Source organism: Leeuwenhoekiella sp. MAR_2009_132, from assembly GCF_000687915.1.
Lineage (GTDB): Bacteria > Bacteroidota > Bacteroidia > Flavobacteriales > Flavobacteriaceae > Leeuwenhoekiella.
In genome coordinates, this window is sequence record NZ_JHZY01000005.1 from 1 (window position 1) to 13,809 (window position 13,809).

General features: G+C 42.1%; 3 protein-coding genes. All 3 read right to left on the bottom strand.

Features of this window, described 5'->3' with window-relative positions:
• Nucleotides 1–76: 76 nt before the first annotated feature.
• A complete protein-coding gene (locus tag P164_RS18545) occupies nt 77–12,226 on the bottom strand; it encodes a Calx-beta domain-containing protein (protein WP_028377806.1) in 12,150 nt (4,049 codons plus the stop codon).
• A 56-nt stretch (nt 12,227–12,282) separates the two neighbouring features.
• Nucleotides 12,283–12,975, bottom strand: a complete 693-nt coding sequence (locus P164_RS18550; RefSeq protein WP_028377807.1) for a hypothetical protein — start codon at nt 12,973–12,975, stop codon at nt 12,283–12,285.
• A gap of 95 nt (nt 12,976–13,070) precedes the next feature.
• Complete coding sequence (locus P164_RS18610; protein WP_125411800.1) at nt 13,071–13,277, bottom strand: hypothetical protein; 207 nt, start codon at nt 13,275–13,277, stop codon at nt 13,071–13,073.
• Between the last annotated feature and the right edge of the window lie 532 nt (nt 13,278–13,809).

Sequence of the window (13,809 nt, forward strand, 5' to 3'; positions counted from 1 at the left end):
ATTGTTACCTGTAGTGGTGTTCCATCTGTATAATCCTCAGGATTGGTTGCAGTACCATCAGCAAAGGTGATGTCTACTACAATATCCTCATAACTTGGTTATCTAAAGTCACTACAAAGACTGCATCTGCTCCTTCTGCTACGGTTACATCTGCAATAGTAATAGTTGGTGCTGCGCCGTCATTGTCGGTGATTGTTCCGGTTCCGGTTGCACTTGGAGCCGCTGTAGTTCCACTAGCTACCGTTCCCGTTACCGTAAAGTTTTCGTCTACTTCAAATAAAGCATCGTCTACTGTTGGGAACGTGATTGGTCCACTGGTAGTCTGTCCCGCTGGGATTGTTACCTGTAGCGGTATTCCGTCTGTATAATCCTCAGGATTGGTTGCAGTACCATCAGCAAAGGTGATGTCTACTACGATATCCTCATAACTTGGTTTATCTAAAGTCACTACAAAGACTGCATCTGCTCCTTCTGCTACTGTTACATCTGCAATAGTAATAGTTGGTGCTGCACCGTCATTGTCGGTGATTGTTCCGGTTCCAGTTGCACTTGGAGCCGCTGTAGTTCCACTAGCTACTGTTCCCGTTACCGTAAAGTTTTCGTCTACTTCAAATAAAGCATCGTCTACTGTTGGGAACGTGATTGGTCCACTGGTAGTCTGTCCCGCAGGGATTGTTACCTGTAGTGGTGTTCCATCTGTATAATCCTCAGGATTGGTTGCAGTACCATCAGCAAAGGTGATGTCTACTACGATATCCTCATAACTTGGTTTATCTAAAGTCACTACAAAGACTGCATCTACTCCTTCTGCTACTGTTACATCTGCAATAGTAATAGTTGGTGCTGCACCGTCGTTGTCGGTGATTGTTCCGGTTCCGGTTGCACTTGGAGCTGCTGTAGTTCCACTAGCTACTGTTCCCGTTACCGTAAAGTTTTCGTTTACTTCAAATAAAGCATCGTCTACTGTTGGGAACGTGATTGGTCCGCTGGTAGTCTGTCCCGCTGGGATTGTTACCTGTAGCGGTGTTCCGTCTGTATAATCCTCAGGATTGGTTGCAGTACCATCAGCAAAGGTGATGTCTACTACGATATCCTCATAACTTGGCTTATCTAAAGTCACTACAAAGACTGCATCTACTCCTTCTGCTACTGTTACATCTGCAATAGTAATAGTTGGTGCTGCACCGTCATTGTCGGTGATTGTTCCGGTTCCGGTTGCACTTGGAGCTGCTGTAGTTCCACTAGCTACTGTTCCCGTTACCGTAAAGTTTTCGTTTACTTCAAATAAAGCATCGTCTACTGTTGGGAACGTGATTGGTCCACTGGTAGTCTGTCCCGCTGGGATTGTTACCTGTAGCGGTGTTCCATCTGTATAATCTTCAGGATTGGTTGCAGTACCATCAGCAAAGGTGATGTCTACTACGATATCCTCATAACTTGGCTTATCTAAAGTCACTACAAAGACTGCATCTGCTCCTTCTGCTACTGTTACATCTGCAATAGTAATAGTTGGTGCTGCACCGTCATTGTCGGTGATTGTTCCAGTTCCGGTTGCATTTGGAGCTGCTGTAGTTCCACTAGCTACTGTTCCCGTTACCGTAAAGTTTTCGTTTACTTCAAATAAAGCATCGTCTACTGTTGGGAACGTGATTGGTCCACTAGTAGTCTGTCCCGCAGGGATTGTTACCTGTAGCGGTGTTCCGTCTGTATAATCCTCAGGATTGGTTGCAGTACCATCAGCAAAGGTGATGTCTACTACAATATCCTCATAACTTGGCTTATCTAAAGTCACTACAAAGACTGCATCTGCTCCTTCTGCTACTGTTACATCTGCAATAGTAATAGTTGGTGCTGCGCCGTCATTGTCGGTGATTGTTCCAGTTCCGGTTGCATTTGGAGCTGCTGTAGTTCCACTAGCTACTGTTCCCGTTACCGTAAAGTTTTCGTTTATTTCAAATAAAGCATCGTCTACTGTTGGGAACGTGATTGGTCCGCTGGTAGTCTGTCCCGCAGGGATTGTTACCTGTAGCGGTGTTCCATCTGTATAATCCTCAGGATTGGTTGCAGTACCATCAGCAAAGGTGATGTCTACTACGATATCCTCATAACTTGGTTTATCTAAAGTCACTACAAAGACTGCATCTACTCCTTCTGCTACTGTTACATCTGCAATAGTAATAGTTGGTGCTGCGCCGTCATTGTCGGTGATTGTTCCGGTTCCGGTTGCACTTGGAGCTGCTGTAGTTCCACTAGCTACTGTTCCCGTTACCGTAAAGTTTTCGGCTACTTCAAATAAAGCATCGTCTACTGTTGGGAACGTGATTGGTCCGCTGGTAGTCTGTCCCGCTGGGATTGTTACCTGTAGCGGTGTTCCGTCTGTATAATCCTCAGGATTGGTTGCAGTACCATCAGCAAAGGTGATGTCTACTACGATATCCTCATAACTTGGTTTATCTAAAGTCACTACAAAGACTGCATCTACTCCTTCTGCTACTGTTACATCTGCAATAGTAATAGTTGGTGCTGCACCGTCATTGTCGGTGATTGTTCCGGTTCCGGTTGCACTTGGAGCTGCTGTAGTTCCACTAGCTACTGTTCCCGTTACCGTAAAGTTTTCGTCTACTTCAAATAAAGCATCGTCTACTGTTGGGAACGTGATTGGTCCGCTGGTAGTCTGTCCCGCTGGGATTATTACCTGTAGCGGTGTTCCGTCTGTATAATCCTCAGGATTGGTTGCAGTACCATCAGCAAAGGTGATGTCTACTACGATATCCTCATAACTTGGTTTATCTAAAGTCACTACAAAGACTGCATCTACTCCTTCTGCTACTGTTACATCTGCAATAGTAATAGTTGGTGCTGCACCGTCGTTGTCGGTGATTGTTCCGGTTCCAGTTGCACTTGGAGCTGCTGTAGTTCCACTAGCTACCGTTCCCGTTACCGTAAAGTTTTCGTTTACTTCAAATAAAGCATCGTCTACTGTTGGGAACGTGATTGGTCCGCTGGTAGTCTGTCCCGCAGGGATTGTTACCTGTAGCGGTGTTCCATCTGTATAATCTTCAGGATTGGTTGCAGTACCATCAGCAAAGGTGATGTCTACTACGATATCCTCATAACTTGGTTTATCTAAAGTCACTACAAAGACTGCATCTACTCCTTCTGCTACTGTTACATCTGCAATAGTAATAGTTGGTGCTGCACCGTCATTGTCGGTGATTGTTCCGGTTCCGGTTGCATTTGGAGCTGCTGTAGTTCCACTAGCTACTGTTCCCGTTACCGTAAAGTTTTCGTCTACTTCAAATAAAGCATCGTCTACTGTTGGGAACGTGATTGGTCCGCTGGTAGTCTGTCCCGCAGGGATTGTTACCTGTAGCGGTGTTCCATCTGTATAATCCTCAGGATTGGTTGCAGTACCATCAGCAAAGGTGATGTCTACTACGATATCCTCATAACTTGGTTTATCTAAAGTCACTACAAAGACTGCATCTACTCCTTCTGCTACTGTTACATCTGCAATAGTAATAGTTGGTGCTGCACCGTCATTGTCGGTGATTGTTCCAGTTCCGGTTGCATTTGGAGCTGCTGTAGTTCCACTAGCTACTGTTCCCGTTACCGTAAAGTTTTCGTTTACTTCAAATAAAGCATCATCTACTGTTGGGAACGTGATTGGTCCGCTGGTAGTCTGTCCCGCTGGGATTGTTACCTGTAGCGGTGTTCCATCTGTATAATCTTCAGGATTGGTTGCAGTACCATCAGCAAAGGTGATGTCTACTACGATATCCTCATAACTTGGCTTATCTAAAGTCACTACAAAGACTGCATCTGCTCCTTCTGCTACTGTTACATCTGCAATAGTAATAGTTGGTGCTGCACCGTCATTGTCGGTGATTGTTCCAGTTCCGGTTGCATTTGGAGCTGCTGTAGTTCCACTAGCTACTGTTCCCGTTACCGTAAAGTTTTCGTTTACTTCAAATAAAGCATCGTCTACTGTTGGGAACGTGATTGGTCCGCTGGTAGTCTGTCCCGCAGGGATTGTTACCTGTAGCGGTGTTCCGTCTGTATAATCCTCAGGATTGGTTGCAGTACCATCAGCAAAGGTGATGTCTACTACGATATCCTCATAACTTGGTTTATCTAAAGTCACTACAAAGACTGCATCTGCTCCTTCTGCTACTGTTACATCTGCAATAGTAATAGTTGGTGCTGCGCCGTCATTGTCGGTGATTGTTCCGGTTCCAGTTGCACTTGGAGCTGCTGTAGTTCCACTAGCTACTGTTCCCGTTACCGTAAAGTTTTCGTTTACTTCAAATAAAGCATCGTCTACTGTTGGGAACGTGATTGGTCCGCTGGTAGTCTGTCCCGCAGGGATTGTTACCTGTAGCGGTGTTCCATCTGTATAATCCTCAGGATTGGTTGCAGTACCATCAGCAAAGGTGATGTCTACTACGATATCCTCATAACTTGGTTTATCTAAAGTCACTACAAAGACTGCATCTACTCCTTCTGCTACTGTTACATCTGCAATAGTAATAGTTGGTGCTGCGCCGTCATTGTCGGTGATTGTTCCGGTTCCGGTTGCACCTGGAGCTGTTGTAGTTCCACTAGCTACTGTTCCCGTTACCGTAAAGTTTTCGGCTACTTCAAATAAAGCATCGTCTACTGTTGGGAACGTGATTGGTCCGCTGGTAGTCTGTCCCGCTGGGATTGTTACCTGTAGCGGTGTTCCATCTGTATAATCCTCAGGATTGGTTGCAGTACCATCAGCAAAGGTGATGTCTACTACGATATCCTCATAACTTGGTTTATCTAAAGTCACTACAAAGACTGCATCTGCTCCTTCTGCTACTGTTACATCTGCAATAGTAATAGTTGGTGCTGCGCCGTCATTGTCGGTGATTGTTCCGGTTCCAGTTGCACTTGGAGCTGCTGTAGTTCCACTAGCTACTGTTCCCGTTACCGTAAAGTTTTCGGCTACTTCAAATAAAGCATCGTCTACTGTTGGGAACGTGATTGGTCCGCTGGTAGTCTGTCCCGCAGGGATTGTTACCTGTAGTGGTGTTCCGTCTGTATAATCCTCAGGATTGGTTGCAGTACCATCAGCAAAGGTGATGTCTACTACGATATCCTCATAACTTGGTTTATCTAAAGTCACTACAAAGACTGCATCTACTCCTTCTGCTACTGTTACATCTGCAATAGTAATAGTTGGTGCTGCGCCGTCGTTGTCGGTGATTGTTCCGGTTCCGGTTGCACTTGGAGCTGCTGTAGTTCCACTAGCTACTGTTCCCGTTACCGTAAAGTTTTCGGCTACTTCAAATAAAGCATCGTCTACTGTTGGGAACGTGATTGGTCCGCTGGTAGTCTGTCCCGCTGGGATTGTTACCTGTAGCGGTGTTCCATCTGTATAATCCTCAGGATTGGTTGCAGTACCATCAGCAAAGGTGATGTCTACTACGATATCCTCATAACTTGGTTTATCTAAAGTCACTACAAAGACTGCATCTGCTCCTTCTGCTACTGTTACATCTGCAATAGTAATAGTTGGTGCTGCGCCGTCATTGTCGGTGATTGTTCCGGTTCCAGTTGCATTTGGAGCTGCTGTAGTTCCACTAGCTACTGTTCCCGTTACCGTAAAGTTTTCGGCTACTTCAAATAAAGCATCGTCTACTGTTGGGAACGTGATTGGTCCACTGGTAGTCTGTCCCGCTGGGATTGTTACCTGTAGTGGTGTTCCGTCTGTATAATCTTCAGGATTGGTTGCAGTACCATCAGCAAAGGTGATGTCTACTACGATATCCTCATAACTTGGTTTATCTAAAGTCACTACAAAGACTGCATCTACTCCTTCTGCTACTGTTACATCTGCAATAGTAATGGTTGGTGCTGCGCCGTCATTGTCGGTGATTGTTCCGGTTCCGGTTGCACCTGGAGCTGCTGTAGTTCCACTAGCTACTGTTCCCGTTACCGTAAAGTTTTCGGCTACTTCAAATAAAGCATCGTCTACTGTTGGGAACGTGATTGGTCCACTGGTAGTCTGTCCCGCAGGGATTGTTACCTGTAGTGGTGTTCCATCTGTATAATCCTCAGGATTGGTTGCAGTACCATCAGCAAAGGTGATGTCTACTACGATATCCTCATAACTTGGTTTATCTAAAGTCACTACAAAGACTGCATCTACTCCTTCTGCTACTGTTACATCTGCAATAGTAATGGTTGGTGCTGCGCCGTCATTGTCGGTGATTGTTCCAGTTCCGGTTGCATTTGGAGCTGCTGTAGTTCCACTAGCTACTGTTCCCGTTACCGTAAAGTTTTCGGCTACTTCAAATAAAGCATCGTCTACTGTTGGGAACGTGATTGGTCCACTGGTAGTCTGTCCCGCTGGGATTGTTACCTGTAGCGGTGTTCCATCTGTATAATCCTCAGGATTGGTTGCAGTACCATCAGCAAAGGTGATGTCTACTACGATATCCTCATAACTTGGTTTATCTAAAGTCACTACAAAGACTGCATCTACTCCTTCTGCTACTGTTACATCTGCAATAGTAATAGTTGGTGCTGCACCGTCGTTGTCGGTGATTGTTCCGGTTCCAGTTGCACTTGGAGCTGCTGTAGTTCCACTAGCTACTGTTCCCGTTACCGTAAAGTTTTCGTTTACTTCAAATAAAGCATCGTCTACTGTTGGGAACGTGATTGGTCCGCTGGTAGTCTGTCCCGCTGGGATTGTTACCTGTAGCGGTGTTCCGTCTGTATAATCCTCAGGATTGGTTGCAGTACCATCAGCAAAGGTGATGTCTACTACGATATCCTCATAACTTGGTTTATCTAAAGTCACTACAAAGACTGCATCTACTCCTTCTGCTACTGTTACATCTGCAATAGTAATAGTTGGTGCTGCACCGTCATTGTCGGTGATTGTTCCGGTTCCGGTTGCACTTGGAGCTGCTGTAGTTCCACTAGCTACTGTTCCCGTTACCGTAAAGTTTTCGTTTACTTCAAATAAAGCATCGTCTACTGTTGGGAACGTGATTGGTCCACTGGTAGTCTGTCCCGCTGGGATTGTTACCTGTAGCGGTGTTCCATCTGTATAATCTTCAGGATTGGTTGCAGTACCATCAGCAAAGGTGATGTCTACTACGATATCCTCATAACTTGGCTTATCTAAAGTCACTACAAAGACTGCATCTGCTCCTTCTGCTACTGTTACATCTGCAATAGTAATGGTTGGTGCTGCACCGTCATTGTCGGTGATTGTTCCAGTTCCGGTTGCATTTGGAGCTGCTGTAGTTCCACTAGCTACTGTTCCCGTTACCGTAAAGTTTTCGGCTACTTCAAATAAAGCATCGTCTACTGTTGGGAACGTGATTGGTCCGCTGGTAGTCTGTCCCGCAGGGATTGTTACCTGTAGCGGTGTTCCGTCTGTATAATCCTCAGGATTGGTTGCAGTACCATCAGCAAAGGTGATGTCTACTACGATATCCTCATAACTTGGTTTATCTAAAGTCACTACAAAGACTGCATCTACTCCTTCTGCTACTGTTACATCTGCAATAGTAATGGTTGGTGCTGCGCCGTCATTGTCGGTGATTGTTCCAGTTCCGGTTGCATTTGGAGCTGCTGTAGTTCCACTAGCTACTGTTCCCGTTACCGTAAAGTTTTCGGCTACTTCAAATAAAGCATCGTCTACTGTTGGGAACGTGATTGGTCCACTGGTAGTCTGTCCCGCAGGGATTGTTACCTGTAGCGGTGTTCCGTCTGTATAATCCTCAGGATTGGTTGCAGTACCATCAGCAAAGGTGATGTCTACTACGATATCCTCATAACTTGGTTTATCTAAAGTCACTACAAAGACTGCATCTACTCCTTCTGCTACTGTTACATCTGCAATAGTAATAGTTGGTGCTGCACCGTCATTGTCGGTGATTGTTCCGGTTCCGGTTGCACCTGGAGCTGCTGTAGTTCCACTAGCTACTGTTCCCGTTACCGTAAAGTTTTCGTCTACTTCAAATAAAGCATCGTCTACTGTTGGGAACGTGATTGGTCCACTGGTAGTCTGTCCCGCAGGGATTGTTACCTGTAGCGGTGTTCCGTCTGTATAATCCTCAGGATTGGTTGCAGTACCATCAGCAAAGGTGATGTCTACTACGATATCCTCATAACTTGGTTTATCTAAAGTCACTACAAAGACTGCATCTACTCCTTCTGCTACTGTTACATCTGCAATAGTAATAGTTGGTGCTGCACCGTCATTGTCGGTGATTGTTCCAGTTCCGGTTGCATTTGGAGCTGCTGTAGTTCCACTAGCTACTGTTCCCGTTACCGTAAAGTTTTCGGCTACTTCAAATAAAGCATCGTCTACTGTTGGGAACGTGATTGGTCCACTGGTAGTCTGTCCCGCTGGGATTGTTACCTGTAGCGGTGTTCCGTCTGTATAATCCTCAGGATTGGTTGCAGTACCATCAGCAAAGGTGATGTCTACTACGATATCCTCATAACTTGGTTTATCTAAAGTCACTACAAAGACTGCATCTACTCCTTCTGCTACTGTTACATCTGCAATAGTAATAGTTGGTGCTGCACCGTCGTTGTCGGTGATTGTTCCGGTTCCAGTTGCACTTGGAGCTGCTGTAGTTCCACTAGCTACTGTTCCCGTTACCGTAAAGTTTTCGTTTACTTCAAATAAAGCATCGTCTACTGTTGGGAACGTGATTGGTCCACTGGTAGTCTGTCCCGCTGGGATTGTTACCTGTAGCGGTGTTCCATCTGTATAATCTTCAGGATTGGTTGCAGTACCATCAGCAAAGGTGATGTCTACTACGATATCCTCATAACTTGGCTTATCTAAAGTCACTACAAAGACTGCATCTGCTCCTTCTGCTACTGTTACATCTGCAATAGTAATAGTTGGTGCTGCACCGTCATTGTCGGTGATTGTTCCAGTTCCGGTTGCATTTGGAGCTGCTGTAGTTCCACTAGCTACTGTTCCCGTTACCGTAAAGTTTTCGTTTACTTCAAATAAAGCATCGTCTACTGTTGGGAACGTGATTGGTCCGCTGGTAGTCTGTCCCGCAGGGATTGTTACCTGTAGCGGTGTTCCGTCTGTATAATCCTCAGGATTGGTTGCAGTACCATCAGCAAAGGTGATGTCTACTACGATATCCTCATAACTTGGTTTATCTAAAGTCACTACAAAGACTGCATCTACTCCTTCTGCTACTGTTACATCTGCAATAGTAATAGTTGGTGCTGCACCGTCATTGTCGGTGATTGTTCCGGTAGTTGAAACCGTTAAATTTCTTGTATTATTAGTTTGAACACTTCCTTGAATGTTGAAAACTTCAGAGTTCTCATATATTATATCCTCTAAAGAATTTACAACATAATTAGCTGTCAATTGACCCGCAGGAATTGTAATAATCTGATTAACTGCTGCTGTATAATCTAATCCCGCAGTCGCAGAAACATCAGAAGTATTTACTTGTATCACTACATCTTCTGTAGAAACATCACTTATAGTAAAAACAAATTGAAGAGGCTGTCCTTCAACTACCTGTACAGGCTGAACCGATAAAGTAGGATCTGCAGCAACTAAAATTCTAACAGTTGCCGTTGAACATTCTCTATCAGAAATTGGAGAATCTGCGTCACAAATTTGATATGTAAATAAGTCATTCCCAAAATAATCTGCATTAGGAGTATACGTGAAAAAGTCATCACTTAAATCTCCCGGAGTACCATTATTATTTGGAGTCAATGTTCCATTTGATGGGCCAGAAACTACAGATAAACTGCCAGGTCCATCATTACCAAAATCATCATTTACTAGTACAGTAAGAGGATTATTTTGAGAATCTTCAGAAACTGTATATTGATCATCTTGAGCCCTTGGTGAATCATCTAAAATTCCTATACGAACAACTGCTGTATCACAATCACCATCTGAATCACAAATCTGATAGGTTAATTGAACAGGTACTAAATTAAGTAATGGAGGATTATAAGTAATAAAATCATCTGTTGGATCATTAGGAGTACCTGAGTTATTAACAACTGCAGAACCTACTGCTGGTTGAGATACAATTGTTATAGTTCCTGTTGATGGACCATCAGGGCCAAAAATATCATTCTCAAGAACTCTAATGTTAACCGGTTGAATAGGTCTTAAAGGACTTGCCTGAGCCGCATCATCCTGAGCCAAAGGCCTTCCATCATCAACAAAATTATTCTGACAAGTTGACATTAAATTTACAACTCTAGTAATTTTATTAAAATCAGGCCCACCATCAGCATCACTAATACTTACATAATTTTCAAGATCTGTTTCAGTAATCGTATATGTTACATCTACTAATGCTGAAGGTATTGAAGTTTGATATCTATAGTTACCATTTATATCAGTACTCAAGGTAGCAGAACTTCCATCTGTACCAGTAATATTTACTTTTACACCTCTCAAAGGATCTCCACCTTCATCAGAAACATTACCACAGATAACAGGAGCTGTTACTATAGTAGATTGCGGATTTGCATAATTAGCATTTTTGAGAGCTAGTGAATAATACCTGTCGCTATTACCGTTTTCTTTACCTATTGTATAATTAAGTTTTGATTTGCCCTCCCAATAATTACTAAAAGTATAACGAGCATCTGAAGAAATATCCCCTCCAGGTGCAGTAGTAGGATTAATAGCTGTACCGCGTACAGAACCTATTTTTCTTTGAATAGAAATCCGAGTATCTGCCGATTGGTAATACGCATCAGGCAAACTTAACTCTGCATACTCACGGGTTCTCTGACTATCACCATCAATATCAAATGGGGTTCCAAAAAATGAAATAACCACCTCATTTCCATAATTCCCTCCACCAGTTACAAATGTGATTTCAAATTCCACACTTTGATCTCCATTTGTAGAACTCTTAATTTGTGGCTGAAAGTTTGCAGGCACACCTTGTCCAGCTACATCTATATTTAATAAAGAAGCACCGTTATTAAATTTAACGATTTTTACAAGTGCATCTATAGGAGAAGGACTATCTGTAAATACATTTGAGAACCTATAAACAGCACCCGGCTGAAGATTAGTCCCAGATATTTTAACCGGATTTACAAAATTAGAATTTTGATAAAATGGAGCACAATCACAATTACGCTGACCCGGGGGAGTAACGATTACATTAGATACTGTAACGTCAACAGTAGCTGTACTCGTATCACCATTTGCATCTTTTATTGTATATGTGAAAGAATCTGAACCCACATATCCTAAAGCTGGTGTATATAAAATAGTATCATCAGTAGGATCATTAGGTGTACCATTAGTATCTACAACCGCTGTACCATTTGAAGGATTGCTAGCAACCACAATAGCCTGAGAGGCAGGACCATCACCACCAAAATTATCATTGATAACAACGTCAATATTTAAAGGACTATCAACTTGTGTACTTGCACTATCATTTACCGCAGTTGGCTTACACGCCCCACTCGCAACAAGAGTAATACGTGATGGCTGTAAGTTTCCTACAGGACACGCACCTGATAATGCTGAAGATGAAAGTGTTGTTTTTTGAGTGGTATTTTTTACACCTCTATAGTTAGCATTTAATTGTAGATTAAATTGAGTTCCAGCTAGAGAACAATCTGAAGATGCTTTCAAATCAAAACCAACAGAAAGAACAGCATCACCCACTTCAACTATATTATCTGCAAATCCAAAATTTAGCGTTCTTGTTCCTGCTACATAATTAACAGTTACGCCAGCTGGAAGAAGACTTGCATTGGGCACATAATTTACAGAGGAAGGTACTACATATGAAATTGATAAATTTTTCATATCGTCATTACCAAAGTTCTTCACCTGAAAAGTTGCACGAACGGTCTGATCAATAATTAATTCATTTTGAGCTCCTAAATTTGTGGTCAATAATAAAGGAGAAAGCTCTGGCTCATACACTTCAACAGCGAGACCCACCATATATAAACTGTATGTCTCCTGAGTAGAAGTTAATCTTAAAATCGTACTTGTCTGATCATTACCTAGTAGACTATTATTAGGATTATTAAGTGTAAAAACACCTGCATCAAAACCTAATGTATTTGTACTTGCAGGAACTCTATTAGTAACATCCTGACCATATCTGGTAATTTTACTATTAAAAAAGTTATCTTCAGGTCTTAGTGCTGTACTTATATCTGTATAAGAATTAGAAGCATTTCTAATTTGCAATCTATCTCCAGTTAAATCACGATCACCTTCTAAAGCTCCAAATACAACATCAGCATTTACCGCCCAACAGGAATAGTTCTAAAACCTTCAACACGTATATCGTAATTATTCTCTCCATTATTACGAGTAACATTAGCAAAACCATCAAATATGGTCACATTTCTTGCAGGAAGATTGGTGTTTTCATAAACGACAACAATCTGCCATCCGGCAGAAGCTCCAATAATATCGCCACCATTAGCACCTTGATGACCTATGATCGTTCCGGTTTTGGCTTCGACGTTTGCCACAGTATAACTACCAGTATAATCGCCAATACCTTGAACCAGTGATGTAATATCTTTTACACAAGCATAAGGATCATTAGAAAAATGCTCAGTACGACCTCTATACAAAACTTCATCAGCAGTTACCGTTGTATATGCTGTTTGTCTTGGTAACTTTAGTTTTACCTGATTGTAATTCCAATTAGGTTGATTATCTGAAGAATTTCTATCTCCAGGCTCCTTATCTCCTGCTGTCCAGTACAAATAGACCTTGCGTATAGACACACAAGATCCAGTACCCACAGAACTTAGAGACGCACTACTCGAGTTAAAAGTAGTCACATCTGAATCTATATCTACATAAACATTATCTTGAAAGTTATGATTGCCATCTTCACCTGTATAAGCTGAAGTAGCAGTTCTAGACATGTTATTATTGGCAATGGTAGTAAAATTACCACGCAATGTTTCAGAATAACGCACATCAAATGAGTTCTTAAGCTGAGCCTGCCCAGTAAAAATCCCACCAACAATAAGAAACCCTAAAAGGGAGAGAGTAATTTTATTTTCATAAGGTTTTATTTGAAGTTTGATGCGTTCGGATTAAGTTGTTTTATAATCACTGATGCCGCATCGGCGTTTGACCCTTGTGGTGTAGCAATAACTTCCACACAACTCCAAGAGCTATTTTGTATATTATCTTTCTTGATAGTTCTTAAAATAAACTCAGCATTAGAGCCCGCAGCGATATCAATTTTAGATATAGAAACTCCTTCTAATGACAATAATTCAAACTCAACACTTGAACTTGGGAGACTATCTTCATTACACGTAATAGATTTTGCTGATAAACTTAAATTTTCAACTTTTGCAGTAGAATTTTCAATTTACAAAATAATCTATCTGTTTTGCAGTTATACCTATACCTTCTTGACGAGTATATTCAATCGTTAATAAACTAGAAGATTGTCCCGGCCCCTCAGATAAGGCATTCTGGGCGTAAAAAATGCTGCTAAACATCATAAATACGGAAATCAGAATTAAGCGAGGTAGATTTGCTAACACAAAAAGTTATCAAAAACTGAAGTTTTATTATTCATAGTAGGTTAAGTTGTAGATATACGTAAAAAATTACTTTAGCGTTTTAGAACTATTGTAAATAATTTTATAATTTATTTTGAGATAATATCAGAACCTACTTTAAAAGAAGAACCAATAATACTCTATTAATATAATAAGCCCCGTTCTAAAATTATTCAGAAATAGGGTAATGAACGTATTAAGTTGGGTGGCACAATATATTAATCGATTAAGTGA